This window comes from Tsukamurella ocularis (assembly GCF_024807615.1).
Classification (GTDB): domain Bacteria; phylum Actinomycetota; class Actinomycetes; order Mycobacteriales; family Mycobacteriaceae; genus Tsukamurella; species Tsukamurella ocularis.
In genome coordinates, this window is record NZ_JANUCJ010000003.1 from 809,212 (window position 1) to 828,143 (window position 18,932).

Consider the following 18,932-nt stretch of genomic DNA (forward strand, 5'->3'; position numbering starts at 1 on the left):
TCCGTCCAGAACTACCCCACCGGCGCGACGGGCTCCGCGGCCGGCGGCTCGATCCGCGCCTGCGCGGCCTCGGCGGGCGAGGAGGCGGCGGACCGTCGGGCCTCGCGACGGGCCAGCCACTGCCGGGCCGGCTCCTCCACCCAGGCGTAGCTCAGGGCCGCGACGGCGACGGAGAAGACCAGCGTCAGCAGAGTCACCTTCAGGAAGGCGCCGTTGAAGGGCACGATCGCGAACAGCGGGAAGATCGCGGTGAGCACCACGAGGTGCCAGATGAAGATGCCGTACGACCAGCGGCCGAGCGCCAGCATGAACCCCGCGCCGAGCCACCGCGAGGGCTCCGAGGCGGGCGCCAACACGAGCGGCGCCAGCAGCAGGAAGGCGAGCACCCCGCCAAGCCCCATGCGCAGGGCGAACTGCCACGCGGCGGGGGTGTCGAGGGTGACGGGACCGCCCAGCGGCGTGCAGATCAGCGCGAACACGGTCAGGGCCGCGGGCCAGCACACGCGACGGCGCGCCAGGCGCCGCACCGGAGCGAACCGGGCGACCGGCGCGCTCACGATCTCGGCGAGGACGATGCCCGCGACGAACCAGGGCACGTACGACGGCAACCAGTTGTGGTGGTTCACCCCCGGCGGCAGGGGCAGCGCCGCGCCCACCCAGGCCCAGCTCAGCGACACCGCCGCCACCGCGAGCAGCACCGGCACCCGCCACCGCGCGGCCGGACCGCGCAGCCGCACCAGGGCCAACGCGGCCACCGGCAGTAGCAGGTAGAAGAGCATCTCGACCGAGAGCGACCACATCTGGGTCAGCCCGTCGGTGAGCGAGTAGGGCACAAAGACCTGGGTCAGCGAGAGGTTGGCGAGCCAGGTCGAGCCCGACGGGGCCGTCGACCGCGGGAGCAGAGCCAGCGCGACGACGACGACCAGGAGGTAGGCCGGCATGATGCGCACGAATCGCGACCGGTAGTACCGCCCCGACGGCGGTCCGTCCGAGGACGTCCAGGCGGCCCGGGCGTGCGCGCGCCAGAGCAGGAACCCCGAGAGCCCGAAGAACAGGGCCACCGCCATGTCGAAGCGGCCCCACACGCGACCCATCACCGAATGACCCACCTGACCGGTCTGGAAGGCGGCGTGGGTGAGCATCACGGCAACCGCGGCGCATGCCCGCATGCCCTCGAGTGCGGGCACGAATCCGGCCGCACCCGCAGGCTTTGCAGATGCGAATTGGCTGGTCCCGACGGTGCTCATCGTCCACCGAATCTACCCGCGATCCGGGCGCCGCCCGCGCGCGTGCCCCATGCCACCGCGACACCACCTGTAGGCTCGGGTACTTGTGAGGGAGCGCGACCGCGTGCCCTGACGGCGTGTGCGAACCACGTACGCGCTCCACGAGAGCTGTGAGGAGACACTTCGATGGCGGTAGGCCGTAGCCGGCTGGCGCGCGTTATCGGTCCGATCCTGATCTTCTTGGGCGCACTGCTGATCACAGCCGCGATCGCCGGGCCGGCGTACGTCGCGGGCAAGCTGACGACGATCCCGCTCGACATCGACGCCACGACGGTGGCGAAGTCCGAGAAGGCCGCGGATTCCCAGGCCGACGCCGACTTCCCCGCGAAGTCGCTGGACATGTGCTCGATCAACCGGGACAAGGCCGTCGTCAATGAGGTCTCGGTGACGACGCAGACCCGCACCCTGGTGACCACCCCGTCGGACAAGTCGACGATGACGGTCCAGTCCGGTAGTTCGATGGTCGTCCCGTCGATCAAGACCAAGGGCGAGCCGCGGCACCCACAGCTGACCGGCGCCGTGCAGGACAAGCGTCCCTGCGACGACGGCCTGGTGCAGGCCTGGCTCGACCGCGTCTCCCTGGACCGCGAGACGGGCAAGCCCACCGGCAAGACGTCGGAGGCGACCTACCAGCCCGGCGAGAGCACCCCGGCCGTGAAGATCGCCGACCGCACGGGCCTGCAGTACCGCTTCCCCGCCGGCACCACGCAGGACGGGAAGTACGAGTTCTTCGACCTCATCACCCGCAGCAACGTGGGCCTGAAGTTCGTCGAGGAGAAGGAGGTCAGCGGCACCAAGACGCTGCACTTCCAGGGCCAGCAGAGCTGGGTGGACCTCTCCACGATCCGCGACAGCAACGATCCGACGCTGGGCACCGTGCTCACCATGCCCGCGAGCTGGTGGGGCATCGGCGGCGTCGACCCCAAGGACGACATCACGCTGAACCGCTGGGCGAAGACCGACGTTGACCTGTGGGTCGACCCGACCTCGGGCGTCATCGTCGACCAGTCGCTGCACTACACGCAGCAGTTCCGCCTGCCCGGCCAGGTCGCCCCGAACACGCCGAAGCAGGTGCGTGACTTCAAGCTCGACGTCTTCGATGCCAAGCAGCGCTGGGTCGATGCGACGGTCCGCTCGCAGGCGGAGGTCGCGAAATCGGCACAGAACAAGATCGCGGTCGCCAAGTACGTGGCACCGATCGCGGGCGGCGTCCTCGGCCTGATCGCCCTGGGCCTCGGCGTCTTCGCACTGTTCCTGGGCCGCAACCCCGCCACCGCGGGCGGACCGGGCACGGGTGGTCGCGGCCGGGCGTACGCCGCCGGTTCCGGCGATGCCGCCCCGACAGCACCGCTCGACGAGGACCCGATCACCGCGCCCGATGCGGGCGGCGATCCGGCGACGGAGGCGTTCAGCGCCCAGCCGCGGCCGGACGAGTCGCAGACCGAGGCGATCGACTTCCGGAAGCGCGACGAGCGCTGACGGTCACGACCGCACCGATCACCATCACCGCCGCGAGCGCGCACAGCGCCGCGGCGGTGATCATTTCGGCGGGGGTGTGCGGCAGGGTGAGCAGGATCGCCGCCTCGGCCGCGACCACGGCCCACGCGAACAGCGCCATGCGGGTGCGCTCGATCGCGATGGCGTAGAGCAGCAGGCCCTGCAGCAGCGCCAGGAGCGCGCCCTGCGCCGCGAACAGCCACAGCAGCCCCTGGACGGGCCGGTAGTCCTCGCCGGCCAGGAGCGTCGCGAGCGGGGCACACACCGCCGCCCCGGCGACGCAGGCCAGCCCCAGGGCCGTCAGCAGCCCCACAACGGTGCGCAGCGCGCCGTGTGCCCGGCCCGGGGTCGCGAGCTGCGGGTAGAAGACGACGCCCACGGCCTGCGGCAACCAGAACGCCACCTTCGACGCCACCGCGCCGAGGGCGTAGGTCCCGGCGGCGGCCGCGCCGAGCACCGGCCGCGACAGCAGCAGGTCGAGCGAGGCGAAGACGACGAGCACCAGCTGCACGGAGCTGGCGCCGAGCACCGCACGCACCCCCACGTCCGGACCGGCTTCGTGCCCCGCCGCGGCACCGGCCAGCGCCCGGCCGACGACGGCCGCAACCAGGGCGCCCACCGTCGTACCGAGGAGCGCGGGCCCCGGGCCCAGCAGCAGCCCCGGCACGGTGAAGACGAGCTTTCCCAGCCCGGCGAGCCCGAGCAGCGCCGCGAGCCGCCCGAAGCGCCGCTCCCCCTGCAGCAGGCCCTGCTCGACGGCGAGTAGCACCAGCGCGGGCGCGGCGGCCAGCGCGGCGGCGGCGGTGATCGCCCGGGTGTGCAGGCCGGCGGCGGCCAGAGGCACCGCGACGGCCGCGAGGACGCCAGCGCCCAGCGCGATCCGGTAGCCCAGCGTCCGCATCTGGGCCGCCCCCGCGCCGCGGACCACCTGACGCGCGACCACGGTCTGCAGCGCGAGCGCGGGCACAGCGAGGATCAGCGTCAGCTGCAGGAGGGCGGCGAACTCGCCGTACCCGGCGGGCCCGAGCCAGCGGCTCGCGGGCAGGTGCACCAGGTACGAACAGAGGTTGGCTAGCATCGATCCGATCGTGACCCACGCCAAACCTCGCACCCGGCCATTGTGTCAGTAGGCTCGGGTCGATGAGATCGCGCGACCTGGCCCTCGCCGCCTGGTCCGCCGTGCTCGCCGCCGTGATCCTCGGCCCGCTGGCCGTCGGCGGCCGCTACCTCCTGCTGCGCGACGCGGTCTCCACGCCCCGCTCGTACCTCACCGACACCGCGCTCGGGCTCGGCGACAACGCCGCCCGCGCGACGCCGCAGGACTGGCTCTTGGCCGCCGGCTCGCAGGTGGTCGACGGTGGCCTCCTGGTCACGGTCCTACTGTTCGTCGCTCTGGTCGCGGCGGGCTGGGGCTTCGGCCGAAGCGCGCTCGCGATCCTCGCGGCCGCGGGACGCGAGGCGGGCGTCGGGGCGGGCCTGGCTGCGGCGACGGTGGGCCTGTGGAATCCGTTCGTCGCCGAGCGGCTGCTGCAGGGGCATTGGAGCCTGTTGGCCGGGTACGCGGCGATCGGCTGGGCCGTCGTGGTGGGGCTGCGGCTGGAGGGCCGTCGGCAGCTCGGCGGCTTCGCGGCGTGCCTGGCCGCGGGCGGACTCACTCCGACGGGCGCAGTCCTCGCGCTGATCGCGGGCCTGGTGGCGGCGCCGCGGCGATGGACGTGGCAGCTCGGACTGTTCGTGTGCGCGGCTGCGCCGTGGCTGTATCCATCGCTGGTCTCGGGCAGCGGGGTGCGCGCCGACCCGGCGAGCGTCGCGGTGTTCGCCGCCCGTGCCGAGCCGGGGCTCGGCACCTTCGGATCTCTGCTGGGGCTCGGGGGCATCTGGAACCGGCAGGCCGTGCCCGACGGTGCCCCCTGGCTCTGGACCGCTCTCGCCCTCGCGCTGGTGGTCGGCGGGCTGCTCGTGCTCCGCGCGCGGCTGCTCTCCCCGCCACTGGGGCGGTTCGCGCTGCTCGCGCTGTGCGCGGTCGTGCTTCCCGCGCTCGCGGCGACGGGCCCGGGCACGGCGCTGCTCGAGGCCGTGGTGCAGGCGATCCCCGGTAGCGGCCTACTGCGCGACGGACAGAAGTGGGTGGCGCTGGCCGTCCCGCTGTACGCCACCTGCGCCGCCGCGCTGGTGGCCGCGGTGCCCGCCGCCGCGCGGGCCGCAGGCGCCGTGGTGGCGGTGGCGGTGCCGATCGCGGTGCTGCCGGGCCTCGCATGGGGCGTGGGCGGCGCACTGACACCGGTGACCTACCCGGAGTCGTGGCGCACCGTCGCCCAGGCGGTGCCCGAGGACCGTGGATCGGTCGCGGTGCTGCCGCCGGGCATGTTCCGGACGTACGCGTACGGGCCCGACGCGCCGGTCCTCGACCCCGCACCGCGGATGCTGCGGGCGCCCGTCCTGCAGACGGGTGAACTCCGCGTCGGCGGGCGCTCCGTCGACCGCGTGCCCGGCGCCGCATCGGACGCGGAGGCGGCGCTCGCCGCCGGTGGCGACGCCCTGGCGGGCCGGCTGGCGGAACTGGGCGTCGGCTGGGTGCTCGTGGAGGCCGTGATCGCGGACGGCGGGACCGTCTTCCCGACAGTGCCACTCCCCGGCCTCACCCTCACCGTCGATACCCCCGAGCTGCGGCTCTACCGGGTGCCCGGCGGGATCGCGACGGTCTCCGCTTCGCCCGCGGAGCGGGGCGGGGCGTGGGCTGCGCACCTGCTGTGGGCAGCGGTGCTGCTGGGCGGAGCGGTCGTGGCCGCGACGGGCCGCTCGCGGCGGATCCCGGGCTCAGACCCAGCCGGCCCGCCGTGCCCGGCACCATGACGCGATTTCCCTTACTCAGTGCGGGAAATATGTTGTTCATTTGCAGATCGAATGTCTCATCAACCCATATTACCTGTCACTGTCATTAGCACTGTACATGATGCGTCATGCGCGACGAAATGTGAAGCCCCGGGAATTGTCAGGTTTCTCACTGTTCGTGCGTCTTTTGTTGCGCTATGGACTTAGTCATCATGTTCTACATGATCTCGGGTTTCTCAGAGCAGTGGCAGTGCCCGGCGGGAGAGTGGACCGTCTGGGCTCCGGACGCGACCACCAAGGAGGCGATGCGCACCGCCCCTGACCAGGATGTCTGCACGTCGTACGTGCAGGCCGACCACCTACGCAGCGGCATCGATGGCGAGGCCTGCACGCGTCGCCTCGTTTTCACCACATTCACGATCCACGATGTTTTCGATGAAAGAACCGTCGAATCGGTCTTCACCGAATTCGTGCGCGGGCACGGCGTCTTCCACACCGCATTTCCGGTGTCGGCGGACCCGAATCCGCGTGGACGCACGCTTTCTCCGGAGCAGATCGATCTCACCATCGAGGCCACGTCGGAGACGCATCCCGGCGCGACCGTCAAGGACTACCTCATGGCGTCGGTGCCGGAGCTGCACGAGTGGGCCGCCTTCGCCTTCAGCGTGACCGGCATCGAGCACGCGCGCCCCGACTCGACCACCCCGCATTTCCAGGTGGTGGTCTGCTCGGACCACCTGTACACCGACGGCGTCTCCCAGGCCGTGAGCTTCTTCGAGTTGCTCTCCCGGTACACGGCGGCCCGCAACGGCACCGCGTACGCGCAGGTGCCCGTCCGGCCGCACCGCGAGTTCACCCGCGAGCAGCGCACGCTGGCCGCCACCCTCACACCCACCCACCCGGACGTGGTGCAGTGGCGCGAGACGCTGCGCCGCGCGGGCGGCATGCCGCGCTTCCCCCTGCCGCTGGGGCTGGCCGACGGCGAGGCCGCCCCAGGCCGCATCGCGGTGCACGCTTCGTTCATCGACGCCGACCGCACCGCCCGGTTCGGTGCAGCGGCGAAGCGGGCCGGCGCGAACATGAGCAGCGCGCTCCTCGCGGTGCTCGGTCAGGTCCACAACAACCTCACGGGCGACGAGCTGTTCACCATGCTCATCCCGCGCGCCGACCGGTCCGCGACGGGCGACGCGATGGCCGTCGGCTGGTACGTCACGCTGGTGCCGGTGCAGTTCTCGGCCTCGGGGACGTTCGACGAGGTCGCGCGGAACGCGCACGAGGCGGTCACGACGGCGAAGCAGCTGGACCGCACCCCGGTCTACCCGGTCATCGACCTGCTGGCCGACGATCCGGAGTTTCCGGTGCAGCACGGCTTCGCCGCGCCGATGCTCTCCTACATCGACGTGACGCGGGTGCCGGGCGCTGAACTGGCTCGGCAGCATGACCTCTCGGTGTTCGCCAACGCCACGCCCTCGCGCGAGGTGTTCACCTGGATCAACCGCGACGAGTCGGGCCTGGACTTCAACGCCATGCACCCGGACACGACGCAGGCGACCCGCTCGGTGGACACGGTGTTCCGATTGCTGCGCGACCGCATCGTCGAGGTGGCCGACCACTCCCCCGCCCTCATCTCGGCGTAGCGGCCGCCGCCCGCGCCGGCGCGACCGTGCGGACCTGGCGGAGATCGGCGGGAAAGCCGCCGACGCGGGCGTGCAGCGCGGCCTGCAGGGTGTCCCTGACGCGGCGGTCGAGGACGGGCACGAAGGCGGCGGGCGCGACGCCGAAGGCGATCCACGGGCCGGCGGGATCGACGGCCACCGACGTCACCACGAGGCGGGCGCGGCGGTCGGCACCGTCCGGCAGCGGACCGAACGGGACCGGGACGAGGACCGGCGCACCGAGACCGCCGGGCTGGCGGTCGCGCGGATAGCCGAGCAACCGCTCGGCCTGCGGAACCGTGCGACCGACGAGCTCCTCGGTGCGGACCCTTCCGCCGGAGCCCTCGCGGAGCGCGAACGGCACCAGTGCGGCCATCACGAGCGCCGCCACCAGGCCGAAGACGCCCCAGAAGACGTCGCCCGCGGCGAAGGCTATCTCCGCGGACAGCGCCGCGAAGGCGCAGGCCACGATGTGCACGGCGAGCTGCAGCAGCAGAGAGCCGGCCGTTGTGACGAGACCCGCGATGAGGATCGCCGTGACCAGCGCGGCGGTGCCCCAACGCCGGTCCAGGAGCGCCCCGAGGAGTGCGGCGCCGAAGACGAGCAGGTAGACGATCCACCACCTGCTCGCCCGGGGCCCCATCTGCACTCTGGTCATGCAAAGAAGATGCAACCAGGGTTCGGATTCAGGCGGGGATCAGTGCCCCCGACGGATCCACTCCTCGAGGTGTGGCGACTCGGAGCCCAGAATGGTCCCGTCGCCGTGACCGGTGTTCACGACCGTCTCCGGCGGCAACGCGAACAGGCGATCGCGGATCGACTCGATGATCACCGAGAAATCACTGTACGAACGGCCTGTGGCGCCGGGCCCGCCGGCGAACAGGGTGTCGCCACTGAACAACTGCCCCGCCTCCGGGAGGTACAGGCATACCGACCCCGGCGAGTGCCCGGGCGCATGAATCACGCGGATCTCGGTGCCGCCGATGGCTATCCGGCAGTCGTTCGCCAGATCCTCGTGACCGACGCCCGGGTGCGTCATGTCCCACAGCACGTCGTCCCCCGGGTGCAGCAGGATCGGCGCGTCGAGCCGCTCGGACAGCTCCGGAGCGACGGTCACGTGGTCGTTGTGCCCATGGGTGCAGACGATTCCGCGGACCGTGCGCCCGCCGACGGCGTCGACGATCGGGGCGGCGGAGTGCGCCGCGTCGATCACCACGACCTCGCTGTCGTCGCCGACCAGCCAGACGTTGTTGTCGACGTCCCAGGTGCCGCCGTCGAGGCTGAACGTGCCCGACGTGACAACGCGTTCCACGCGCAGCGTCACAGGACCACCACCGAGCGCAGCACCTCTCCGCGGTGCATGGTCGCGAAGGCCTGCTCCACCTCGTCGAGGCCGATCCGCTCGGTGACGAACTTCTCCAGCGGCAGGCGGCCCTGCCGGTACAGGTCGACGAGCTGCGGGAAGTCCCGCTCGGGCAGGCAGTCGCCGTACCACGAGGACTTGAGAGCCCCACCGCGCGAGAAGAAGTCGATGAGCGGCATGTCGAGGGTCAGGTCCGGAGTGGGCACGCCCACCAGGACGACGGTGCCGGCCAGGTCGCGGGCGTAGAAGGCCTGCTTCCAGGTCTCGGGGCGGCCGACCGCGTCGATCACGACGTCGGCGCCGAAGCCGTCGGTGAGCTCCTGGATCGCCTCCACCGCATCGGTTTCCGCGGCGTTGACGGTGTGCGTGGCGCCCAGCTCGCGGGCCCACTCCAGCTTCTTCGGGTCCCGGTCGACGGCGACGATGGTGCGCGCACCCACGAGGCGGGCACCCGCGATGGCCGCGTCTCCCACACCTCCGCAACCGATCACGGCCACGGTGTCGCCGCGGGAGACGCCGCCGGTGTTCACGGCGGCACCCAGACCGGCCATCACGCCGCAGCCGAGGAGGCCCACGACGGCGGGGTCGGCCTCGGGATCGACCTTGGTGCACTGGCCCTGGTGCACGAGGGTCTTCTCCGCAAAGGCGCCGATGCCGAGGGCGGGCGAGAGCTCGGTACCGTCCTCGAGCGTCATCTTCTGCGTGGCGTTGAACGTGTCGAAGCAGTACTGCGGCTTCCCGCGCTTGCAGGCGCGGCACTGCCCGCACACGGCCCGCCAGTTGAGCACGACGAAGTCGCCGGGCGCGACGTGATCGACGCCCTCGCCCACGGTTTCGACGACGCCCGCGGCCTCGTGGCCCAACAGGAACGGGAACTCGTCGTTGATGCCGCCCTCGCGGTAATGCAGGTCGGTGTGGCAGACGCCGCACGCCTGCACCGCGACCACCACCTCACCGGGACCCGGATCCGGGATCACGATCGGGAGGACCTCGACGGGCTCCCCCTTCGCGCGGGCGACGATTCCTCTGACGGTCTGCGGCACGGTTCTCCTCCTGGTCCGGATACGGCTATTGCCATCCTCGCATCTATCGCGGCGACGAGAACTCGGGCTCAGTGCACGTGGTTCCTCCAGTCGGCGGGCACGCGGCCCGCGGGGCCGGGCACGGCCTGGTCGACGGGGCGGTTCTGCGGGTCGGCGAGGCGTGGACCGTCGTAGTAGTCCTCCGCGACGTAGTCCCAGAACCAGGCCTCGCCGGGCTCGAAGCTCTGCACGATGGGGTGGCCGCTCTCGCGGGCGTGGGCGCTCGCGTGCTGCGACGGCGACGAGTCGCAGCAGCCGATGTGGCCGCACTTCGCGCAGCGGCGCAGGTGCACCCACCAGCCGCCGGCGGCGTCGCACTCCACGCAGCCTGCGCCGCTGGGCGGCACGGCGGGATCGATCGGATCGCTCACGGTTGAATCCCTTCTCCCGGGTCGCCGGGATCGGCGACCTCGTCCCGCTGTGGTCCGTCGATAGGCAGCTCCACGATGAACACCGTGTTCCCCGGAACGGACCGCACCGACAGGTCTCCCTGGTGCTTGTTCACGACGATGCGCCACGAGATGTCCAGCCCCAGACCGGTTCCCTGGCCGACGTCCTTGGTCGTGAAGAAGGGCTCGAAGATGCGGGGCACCACGTCGGCGGGGATCCCGCTGCCGGTATCGGCCACCTCGACGACCACCGACTCGTCCTTGCGATGCGCCCGCAGCGTCAGGGTCCCGTTCCCGTCCATGGCCTGGACGGCGTTGTCGATGAGGTTGGTCCACACCTGGTTCAGCTCGGCGCCGTAACCCTGGATGTCGGGCAGGTCAGGGTCGTACTCCCGGACCACCGTGACGTCCCCCTCGCCCAGCTTGCGGCTGAGCATGACGACAGTGCTGTCGAGCAGCTCGCGGACGTCGAGCACCTGGAACGGCGCGCGGTCCATCTGTGAGTACTGCTTGGCCGCCTGCAGCAGCGTGGAGATCCGGTTGGTGGAGTCGGTGATCTCGTTCATGAGCAGCTCGGTCTCGACCGTGTAATACAGCCAGCGCAGCGCGCCCGACAGGGTCTGGACGTCGTCGAGCGAGCCCGCCACCCGGTCGAGGAAGTCCGTCTGCAGGCCCGCCGCCACGAAGACCGGCGCCAGCACATGGCCGTCGCTGATGTCGTGGTCGTCGAGCCAGTCCATGAGCTCGTCCTCCCGGTCGGAGGCCTCCAGCGGGCCGAGGTCGGGGGCGCCCGCCACCGCCTCGACCGCCTCCTCCTGGAACTTCACGAGGTCGACGAGGCGCGCCCGGTCGAGCTTGCCACTGGCGATGCCCGCGAGCTTGTGCCGCATACCGCCGACGCGGGTCCGCAGCTCCGCTGCCGCGCGGGTGGCGGCTCCGGCGGGATTATTCAGCTCGTGGGTGAGGCCGGCGGACAGCGACCCCAGCGCCAGCAGCCGCTCCCGCTGCTCGATCATCTGGCGGCTCCGCTGGCCACCGTAGAAGACGCCCTCCAGCAGGTGCACTGCCATCGGGAACCACTCGTGCATCGCCTCGTTGAAATCGGCGGCGGGCAACATGAAGAACTGCGCCTCGGTGACCGCGCGCATCGACGAGTTGTACAGCGTCTGGGCAGGTCCGCCCTTGCCGAGGAACGCCGACCACGCGCCGGAGTACGCCCCGCGGTGATCCGAGCGACCGGTCTCGACCTCCGCGTCGCCCACCTTCTGCGACAGCGCGATCGTGCCCCCCAGCAGGATGTACAGCCAGTCCGCCGGATCGCCGGTGGAGTACACGGGGCCGGCGGGGACGGTCTCCACGTGGCCCCGTTCGCACAGCCACTCCAGCTGCTCGTCGCTGAGCTTCTCGAACAGGAACAGGGTGCGCAGTTCGTCGACGAAGCACGGGTCATGAGTGCTCACGAGTCGACTCCTTCCAAATAGCGGTGGACGAACATGACGGCCATCGCGCCCTCGCCCACCGCGGAGGCGACGCGCTTCGCCGATTCGGATCGGACGTCGCCGGCGACGAAGATGCCGGGCACGTTCGACTCCAAATGGAACGGCGGACGGTCCAGTTCCCATCCCGGCGGCGCGGCACCGTCGGGCGTGAGGTCCGGGCCGGTCAGCAAGAAGCCCCGCCCGTCGCGCTCGACGACACCGTCGAGCCAGTCCGTGCGCGGCTCCGCGCCGATGAAGACGAACAGGAAGTCGGCCGGGACCTGCTCCGTCTCGCCGGACTGGGTGTCGCGCAGCGTGAGCTGCGTGAGGTGGTCGTCGCCGTGCGCCTCGATCACCTGGGTGTGGGGCCTGACGTGCACGTTCTCGATCGCGTTCAGCTGCTGGATGAGGTAGTACGACATCGACGCCTCCAGCGACGGGCCGCGCACCAGCAGCGTCACCGAGCGAGCGCCCTTCGACAGGTACGCCGCCGCCTGACCGGCGGAGTTCGCGCCGCCCACGATGTAGACGTTCTGCCCCGCGCAGGCCGGCGCCTCGGTCATCGCCGAGCCGTAGAAGATGCCCGCACCGGTCAGCCGCCCCATGCCCGGGGCGTCCAGCTGCCGGTAGGCGACGCCCGTCGCGAGGATGACGGTGTGCGCGCCCACGACGGTGCCGTCGGAGAATCGCACGCGCCGCCCGGCGCCGGTCACCTCGAGGGCGACGACGTCCGCGGCCGTGATCATCTCGGCGCCGAACTTGGTGGCCTGCCGCCGCGCCCGGTCGGTCAGCTGCGTGCCGGAGACCCCGTCGGGAAAGCCGAGGTAGTTCTCGATGCGCGAGCTCTGCCCCGCCTGGCCACCGGTCGCGGACCGCTCGACGAGCACCGTCCTCAACCCCTCGGAGGCGCCGTACACCGCGGCGCCGAGGCCGGCCGGTCCGGCGCCGACGACCACCAGGTCGTAGAACTCCTCCGCCGGCGTGGTGTTCAGGCCCACGTGCGCCGCGAGCTCGGTGTCCGACGGTGCGCTCAGCGCGGTCCCGTCCACCGCGGCGACGAGCGGGAGCTGCTGCCCGTCATTGCCCGCGGCGGCGAGCAGCCGCTGCCCCTCGGGCGACTCGGCGGTGTACCACCGGTACGGGATCTGATTGCGGGCCAAGAACTCCCGCACCTCGGAGGATCGCGCCGACCAGCGGTGACCGACGACCTTCGTCTCCGGCACGGGCCGGTGGTCACTGCACAGCCAAGCCTCCAGCTGGGCGTCGATGACGGGATAGAGCTTCTCCTCCGGCGGGTCCCAGGGCTTGAGGAGGTAGTGGTCGAGGTCGACCACATTGATCGCCTCGATCGCAGCGCCCGTGTCGGCGTACGCGGTGAGCAGGAGCCGGCGCGCACCCGGATAGACGTCCATCGCCGCCTCGAGGAACTCGAGCCCCGTCATGCCCGGCATGCGGTAGTCGGCCAGGATCGCTGCCACCAGGTCGCCGCGGAGCTTGAGCTCCTTGAGCGCCTCGAGGGCCTGCTGGCCGCTCTCCGCGCGCACGATCCGGTACTCGTCGCCGTACTTGCGCCGCAGGTCCCGCGCTACCGCGCGGGACACACTCGGATCGTCATCGACGGTCAGGATCGCGGGGCGCCGCTTCTCGGATTCAGCCACTCTTTCAGATTACGGCGGTCGCGGCCTCCGCGTCAGCGAGTGCAGCTGTGAGCGAACGCATCGGGTCGGGGCCGTAGGAGACGCGGTGGACGACGCCCTGCGGCGTTCCGATCGACCAGTGGGTCATCCACCGGTTGTGCAGGCCCTCCGGTTGCGCGATGCGGACCTCTCTGTCGCCTCGGGCGGTGCGCACCGTCATCGCCGCGATCGGTGCCATGACCTCGCCCTTGCGCCTACGGCGATCACGGAAGTTGAGGACGGCCAGAACGATCATCGCCGCGAAGAGCACCACGACCGCCGCAATACGCCAAGGCGCCCAGTCGCCGTAGTCCATCCACATGAGGGCCATCACGGGAATCACCAGCGCGATGCCGCCCAGCATGTAGTGGGCGTCGCTCGCACTCGTCTGCGGCTCCATCCCGATCGCGGTCCGCCAGAGCTGAGCCGCCGTCGTAACGAGCACGAGGTTCGCCACGAACATGAGCCCGTACGCGACACGCTGGCTCGCGGGGCCGCCGACCGGCCAGTCGACGAGCATGAAGACTGCGCCGAGGGTGAGCCACAAGATCAGGAGAGCACCGGCGAACGCCTTGAGCACCGCGACCGGGACGGTCCGAGTCTCCGTCTCAGCTCGCTTGGACATCGCCACTCCTCCGCGCCCGGCGGAGAGCGTAAACGCCCACAGCGATCTCGCCCGCTCCGAAGACCGCCATCACCGCACCGAGGATCGTGCGGAGGTCGGGCCACGTCGACCAGTCGCGCGACACAGCGACGCCACCAGAACGAACGCGCCGAGGCCGATGACGAGCCATGCCATCCGCGGTGTCACCTCACGCTGTCTCATCATGTGTTCACGGTAACGGATACTGGTCGGCGCCTCGTCGAGCTTCGGTCCGAGTCGACGACGACACGCCGACGCTCCGCCGCAGAGTCCCATCGAAGATCGTCCCGCGAGCCTCGATACAAGGGCATGCCCGCCGCGGTCGACGACGTGTGCGGGATCGTGGTCGCTCAGCGGGCACGATCTCACACAGGTCGCCCTGCCGACTCGATCCCCTCGCCGTGCCACACCTCCGCCGGGGACCGTGCGGTCAATAGTGCCCGCTCAGCGACAAGAATCCACCGCACCGCGTCCCGCCGGGCCCGGCGGCGCCGACGCCGACCGCGCCCGGCACCGCGTCGTGATCAGACCAACCCGCCCACGCGCTCCCCCGCGACGGACGCGGTCAGCACGCGGGAGACGCCGTCGGCGGTGGCGGGCCAGGAGAACTCGCTCGCGCGCTCCTGCGCCTTCGCACCGAGCTCGTCCCGCAGCAGCGTGTCGTCGAGCAGCGTGTAGACAGCCTCGGTGAGACCGGCGAGGTCGCGGACCAGCAGGCCGGTCGCGCCGTCGACCACGGAATCCGTGAGCCCGCGCGACGAGACGTACCCGACGGTGGGGACGGCGTGCTGGGCCGCCTCGATCACCGTGATGCCCCAGCCCTCCTTGCGCGACGGCATGACGTGCACCCACGCCCGCGAGAGCAGTCGGTGCTTGCGCGGTTCGGTGACGTGGCCGTGGAAGGTCACCCGATCGAGGACGCCGAGCTTCGCGGCGTGCGCGTACAACTCGGCATCCCACCAGCCGCTGCCGATGACGTCGAGGTGCAGGTCGGGGACGCGGCGCCGCAGCCGAGCGAGCACGTCGAGGGCGTCCTCGATCTGCTTGTGCGGCACGAGCCGCGAGAGCACGACCATCCGCGGCGACGCGGACCGCACGTCCGCGATCCCGGGTGCCACGGGGTCGATCCCGTTGCGCACCACAGCCACCCGCTCCGGGCCGACGCCGAGCAACGCCAGCTCCTCGGCCGACGGCAGGGAGACGGTGAGGTACTGCGAGCGCCGGTGCAGCCACGGCGAGAGCCGCGACTCGATGAACCAGCCGATCCGCGCCACGAGCCGCCCCGCGACGGGCCACTGCTCGCGGTGGCAGTGGTGCACGAGAACGGTCACGGGCACGCCCGCGACGAGCCGCGCGAAGAAGGGGATGCCGTTCTGCGTGTCGATCACCGCGTCGGGACGGATGCCGCGCAGCGGGCCGCGCCCGAACCGCGCAGCCACGATCGCCAGCAACGCCAGCGGATACACGGTGAAGCGGCCGCCGCCGCGCGAGATGCGCACGCCGCACACCGTCTCGGATCGCGCCGCTCCGGGGTACATCGCGGTCCGCAGCGTGACCCGGATCCCGCGGGCGGCCAGCTCCTCGCCCACGCGCTCCAGGTACAGCTCGCTGCCGCCGCCCTGCGGGTGGCGGGTGTCACGCCAACACAGCAGGAGGACTTCACGCACGGTTCCTAGGGTACCGTCCGTCTGCGTGTACCCCGCGACCTGGAAGAAGGCCACCGAACGCCTCCGCCGCCGCGCCACGCTACGACGGTCGGTGGGGCTGCTGTCGGACTTCCGGTTCGAGCAGTCCGAGCCGGCCCGGTTCTACGGCTCGCTCGCGCGCGACACCGTCGAGCTGACCGGCGACCTGTCCGGAGACCTCGACGGCGCCCTCGTCCTCGACGTGGGCGGCGGGCCCGGCTACTTCGAGGACGCCTTCGCCGAGCACGGCGCCGTCTACATCCCCGTCGAGCCCGATCCTTCGGAGGCGCACGCCGCCGGCATCACCTCCTCGCGGGGACTACGCGGCTCGGGCCTCGCGCTCCCCATCGCAGACGGTGCCATTGACGTCTGCCTCTCGTCCAACGTCGCCGAGCACGTACGCGACTGGCGCACCATGGGCGAGGAGATGCTGCGCGTCACCCGGCCCGGCGGCACGGTGATCCTGAGCTACACGCTCTGGTACGGCCCGTTCGGCGGCCACGAAATGGGGCAGACGCACTACCTCGGCGGCGAACGCGCCGCCCGGATGTACACCCGCAAGCACGGGCATCCGCCGAAGAACCTCTACGGGACGTCGCTGTTCAAGGTGGGCGCGGCGGACGGGCTGCGCTGGGCCGCCACCGTCGACAACGCCGACCTCGTCGCCGCGTTTCCCCGCTACCACCCGTCGTGGGCGTGGTGGCTGATCCGCGTTCCGGGCGTGCGGGAGTTCCTCGTCTCCAACCTGGTCCTGGTCTTCCGCAAGCACTGACGGCGGACTGTGCCGAACACTGCTCCGGCCCCCGCCGCGGGATCGCGGAGGGGGCCGGAGAGCGGGGCGGATCAGGCGGCGTCGGCAGTGACCGTCGGAGCGTCGTCAGCGGCGCCCGCCGCGGCGGGCTGCTCGGCCGACGCCTCGGTGGACTCCTGGGTGGCGGTCCCGGTCGCTTCCGTGCCGGTGGGCTCCGTCGCCGTGGTCGGCTCCGCGCTCGCGGGCGCCTCGACCTGCTCCGTCGGCTCCACGGCAGTGGCCGGCTCGGCCACCTTCGTCGGGTCGGCAACCTTCGTCGGGTCGGCCGTCTTCGACTCGGCGGGCGTCGAGTCGACGACCTTCGTCTCGTCGGCGCGGTGCTTGCCGACGTAGCCGGTCTCGGCGTCCTTCGCCTTCTCGGCGGCCGCGGCAGCCGCTGCCCCATCCGCGGGGTTCTCGGTCGTCGCTCCGGCCGAGGTCGAGAGTAGGGACGCGGCCTGCGGCTTCGCGTCGTCAGTGAGCGCCTTCGCGGCCGCGTCGAGCGACTTCGCGCCATCGGTCCCGGCCAGCGCGGAGAGCCCCTTCGTCACCTCGCCGAAGAGGTTCGTCAGGCCGCCGCCCCCGATGATCGAGGTGGCGAGCGAGACCGGCAGCGAGATGACGGTGGAGATCAACGAGAACACCGGCTGCAGCAGGCTGAGGCCGAGGTTGATCGCGGGAGCCACGATGTTGTTCGTCACGAAGGAGATCGGGCCGGCGATGATCGGGCCCACCAGGGGGATGTTCGCGATCAGATTGGGGACGAGTTGCGCGGCGCCTGAGACCACGCCGCCGACGATGCCGGTAAGCAGGTCCGGGAGCTTGGCGATCCCGCCCGGGGTGCCGAGGCTCGCGACGACCAGCGAGACGACCCGGCCGATGAGCTGGCCGTCCATGATGCCGAGCAGCTTGTCGTCGGGCAGACCGCCCACGATCGCCTTGAGCTTGTCAGTGGGGATGGAGCCGACCAGCGCAATGAGCTTCTCAGTGGGCAGACCTGCGACGATGGGGCCGAGCTTCTCGACGGGGATGCCGTTCACCAGATCGGCGAGGGTCTTGTCGTCGAGACCGGAGACCACGGTGATGAGCTTCTCGGTCGGGATCTGCTTGACCAGCGCCGTGAGCTTGTCGGCGGGCAGGCCCGCGACCACCGGACCGAGCTTGTCCACCGGGATCAGCCCGACGAGATCGCCAAGCTTCTTCTGGTCGAAGGTCGAGACCACTTCGGCGAGCTTGTCCGTGGGGATGTAGCCGACCAGCGCGGCGAGCTTGTCGGCGGGCAGCGCGGCGACCGCGGGACCGATCTTCGCAGGGTCGACGGTGCCGATCACCTCGGTGAGCACGGAGCCCGGCAGGCTCTCGACCAGCTTGGCGATGGTCGCGGGCGGCAGCGTCGCGACGACAGCACCCAGCTTGTCCACCGGGATCTGCCCGACGAGGGCGGCGAGCTTGTCGTTCGGCAGGCTCCCCACCACGGGGCCAAGGACGTCGGTGGGGATTCCGCCGACCAGGTCTTTGAGCTTCTGCTGGTCGAGGCCGGAGACGATGGTCACGAGGCGATCCGTCGGCAGTGCGCCCACGATCTTGCCGAGAGTCTTGTCATCGAGGCTCTTGACGACCTCGATGAGCTTGGCCTCCGGGATGGCCTTGACCACTGCATTGAGCTTGTCCTGCGACAGGCCGGCGACGATGGTGTTGAGCTTGTTCTGCGGCAGCCCGTTGACGATGGCGGTCAGCTTCGCCTCGTCCATCGCGTTCATGATCGCGACGACCTTCTCGGGCGGCATCGCCTCGAGGATCTTGGCGGTCTTGTCGGCCGGCATGTTGCCCATGATCGCGGCGACCTTGCTCGGCTCGATCTGCGCCATGATCCGGGCGATGCGCGCGGGGTCCGCGTTCGACAGCTCGCTCACCAGAACGGAGTCGGGGAGCAGATCGATCAGACCCACGGTGTTGACCTCGATGCGGAGGGGAGCTGCGGCGGCGGGCACCGCCAGCACCTGCGCGGGCGACGGAAGCGAGAAGCTCGATGACGGCAGCGCCGTGAGTGTCAGCGAGCCGGCAAGGACGGTCGCGGCCATTGCCTGAGTGATCACCCCCGTCCGGCTCCAGCTGAACGTGGTACGTCCGCCCAGGTCGGCGTTCGTGGGCAGGGTGGCAGCGCGCATGGGTCTCTCCTGTGTCTTCACGTGAGGATCAGCACGCCCTGCGGGTGGCGGCGATCGGATGAATGAGCGTGTGTGTTGTCACAAATAGATCTGTGAGTGTGCTCAGTCACCGCGAAGATTAATCACATGAATCCCTACTCAGCAGTAGCATTTCCTTTTCGAAATGCAATCGTATCCCTTTTGTGACCACGCTCACACTCATGATGGAACCTGCAGGTCGCGCCGCATTACAGGGATTGGGGCGTCAGTCGAGAATGTGCACTCGCGAAGCAGGCGGCCCGGCCTTCTGGTGCCCGGCGCACGCGTAGAATACTGCCTGACCGCGAAGTTAATGAACCGTTCCATACCTGACGCATGAAGATGCACCGGTCAGCGCCACGAAAGCCAG

15 protein-coding genes are annotated in these 18,932 nt (G+C 70.8%); 4 read left to right on the forward strand and 11 right to left on the reverse strand.

Annotated elements, in window-relative coordinates:
• Positions 1–11 precede the first annotated feature (11 nt).
• Entirely contained in the window at positions 12–1,247 is a 1,236-nt protein-coding gene (locus HNP44_RS15465; protein ID WP_259141900.1) for an acyltransferase family protein, read from the reverse strand.
• Positions 1,248–1,412: 165 nt separating this feature from the next.
• On the opposite strand from HNP44_RS15465, the gene HNP44_RS15470 reads away from it, so the two are divergent.
• Positions 1,413–2,765, forward strand: a complete 1,353-nt coding sequence (locus HNP44_RS15470) for a DUF3068 domain-containing protein (protein ID WP_259141901.1) — start codon at positions 1,413–1,415, stop codon at positions 2,763–2,765.
• Here HNP44_RS15470 and HNP44_RS15475 read toward each other — a convergent pair.
• On the reverse strand, positions 2,695–3,861 hold the full coding sequence (locus HNP44_RS15475; protein ID WP_259141902.1) for a polysaccharide biosynthesis protein: 1,167 nt from the start codon (positions 3,859–3,861) through the stop codon (positions 2,695–2,697). The two genes, HNP44_RS15470 and HNP44_RS15475, sit on opposite strands and share 71 nt — an antisense overlap.
• Positions 3,862–3,923: 62 nt before the next feature.
• Here HNP44_RS15475 and HNP44_RS15480 point away from each other — a divergent pair, with 62 nt between their 5' ends.
• Complete coding sequence (locus tag HNP44_RS15480; RefSeq protein WP_259141904.1) at positions 3,924–5,636, forward strand: hypothetical protein; 1,713 nt, start codon at positions 3,924–3,926, stop codon at positions 5,634–5,636.
• Positions 5,637–5,812: 176 nt separating this feature from the next.
• Positions 5,813–7,252, forward strand: a complete 1,440-nt coding sequence (locus tag HNP44_RS15485; RefSeq protein WP_259141905.1) for a condensation domain-containing protein — start codon at positions 5,813–5,815, stop codon at positions 7,250–7,252.
• Here HNP44_RS15485 and HNP44_RS15490 read toward each other — a convergent pair.
• From HNP44_RS15490 to HNP44_RS15525, 8 genes are all read right to left on the reverse strand, one after another.
• Positions 7,239–7,928, reverse strand: coding sequence for a hypothetical protein (locus HNP44_RS15490; RefSeq protein WP_259141906.1), 690 nt, complete (start codon positions 7,926–7,928; stop codon positions 7,239–7,241). The genes HNP44_RS15485 and HNP44_RS15490 overlap by 14 nt on opposite strands.
• 39 nt (positions 7,929–7,967) lie before the next feature.
• A complete protein-coding gene (locus HNP44_RS15495) occupies positions 7,968–8,594 on the reverse strand; it encodes an MBL fold metallo-hydrolase (RefSeq protein WP_259141908.1) in 627 nt (208 codons plus the stop codon).
• Complete coding sequence (locus HNP44_RS15500) at positions 8,591–9,676, reverse strand: S-(hydroxymethyl)mycothiol dehydrogenase (RefSeq protein ID WP_259141909.1); 1,086 nt, start codon at positions 9,674–9,676, stop codon at positions 8,591–8,593. The genes HNP44_RS15495 and HNP44_RS15500 overlap by 4 nt, the downstream gene beginning before the upstream one ends.
• A 68-nt stretch (positions 9,677–9,744) precedes the next feature.
• Positions 9,745–10,086 carry a UBP-type zinc finger domain-containing protein gene (locus HNP44_RS15505; protein ID WP_259141910.1) on the reverse strand — a complete coding sequence of 114 codons (342 nt, stop codon included), beginning with the start codon at positions 10,084–10,086 and terminating at the stop codon, positions 9,745–9,747.
• The gene (locus HNP44_RS15510) at positions 10,083–11,564 is read right to left on the reverse strand and encodes an ATP-binding protein (protein WP_259141911.1); all 1,482 of its coding nucleotides are present in this window, start codon (positions 11,562–11,564) and stop codon (positions 10,083–10,085) included. The genes HNP44_RS15505 and HNP44_RS15510 overlap by 4 nt, the downstream gene beginning before the upstream one ends.
• A complete protein-coding gene (locus HNP44_RS15515; protein WP_259141912.1) occupies positions 11,561–13,240 on the reverse strand; it encodes an FAD-dependent oxidoreductase in 1,680 nt (559 codons plus the stop codon). Before HNP44_RS15515 ends, HNP44_RS15510 begins: the two co-directional genes overlap by 4 nt.
• 4 nt (positions 13,241–13,244) lie before the next feature.
• On the reverse strand, positions 13,245–13,883 hold the full coding sequence (locus HNP44_RS15520; protein WP_259141914.1) for a hypothetical protein: 639 nt from the start codon (positions 13,881–13,883) through the stop codon (positions 13,245–13,247).
• Positions 13,884–14,425: 542 nt separating this feature from the next.
• On the reverse strand, positions 14,426–15,568 hold the full coding sequence (locus HNP44_RS15525) for a glycosyltransferase family 4 protein (RefSeq protein WP_259141916.1): 1,143 nt from the start codon (positions 15,566–15,568) through the stop codon (positions 14,426–14,428).
• Positions 15,569–15,593: 25 nt separating this feature from the next.
• Between HNP44_RS15525 and HNP44_RS15530 the strand changes: the two genes are divergently transcribed.
• Positions 15,594–16,358: a class I SAM-dependent methyltransferase gene (locus HNP44_RS15530; protein ID WP_259141917.1), complete on the forward strand. Its 765-nt coding sequence runs from the start codon at positions 15,594–15,596 to the stop codon at positions 16,356–16,358.
• Positions 16,359–16,429: 71 nt separating this feature from the next.
• Here HNP44_RS15530 and HNP44_RS15535 read toward each other — a convergent pair whose 3' ends face one another.
• The gene (locus HNP44_RS15535) at positions 16,430–18,544 is read right to left on the reverse strand and encodes a magnesium transporter MgtE N-terminal domain-containing protein (RefSeq protein WP_259141918.1); all 2,115 of its coding nucleotides are present in this window, start codon (positions 18,542–18,544) and stop codon (positions 16,430–16,432) included.
• Between the last annotated feature and the right edge of the window lie 388 nt (positions 18,545–18,932).

Bases quoted from the DNA above. Each gene is read 5' to 3' on its own strand.
- HNP44_RS15475 (WP_259141902.1), bottom strand. From the start codon at position 3,861: ATGCTAGCCAACCTCTGTTCGTACCTGGTGCACCTGCCCGCGAGCCGC.
- HNP44_RS15465 (WP_259141900.1), bottom strand. From the start codon at position 1,247: ATGAGCACCGTCGGGACCAGCCAATTCGCATCTGCAAAGCCTGCGGGT.
- HNP44_RS15485 (WP_259141905.1), top strand. From the start codon at position 5,813: ATGGACTTAGTCATCATGTTCTACATGATCTCGGGTTTCTCAGAGCAG.
- HNP44_RS15480 (WP_259141904.1), top strand. From the start codon at position 3,924: ATGAGATCGCGCGACCTGGCCCTCGCCGCCTGGTCCGCCGTGCTCGCC.
- HNP44_RS15535 (WP_259141918.1), bottom strand. From the start codon at position 18,544: ATGCGCGCTGCCACCCTGCCCACGAACGCCGACCTGGGCGGACGTACC.
- HNP44_RS15470 (WP_259141901.1), top strand. From the start codon at position 1,413: ATGGCGGTAGGCCGTAGCCGGCTGGCGCGCGTTATCGGTCCGATCCTG.
- HNP44_RS15520 (WP_259141914.1), bottom strand. From the start codon at position 13,883: ATGTCCAAGCGAGCTGAGACGGAGACTCGGACCGTCCCGGTCGCGGTG.
- HNP44_RS15490 (WP_259141906.1), bottom strand. From the start codon at position 7,928: ATGACCAGAGTGCAGATGGGGCCCCGGGCGAGCAGGTGGTGGATCGTC.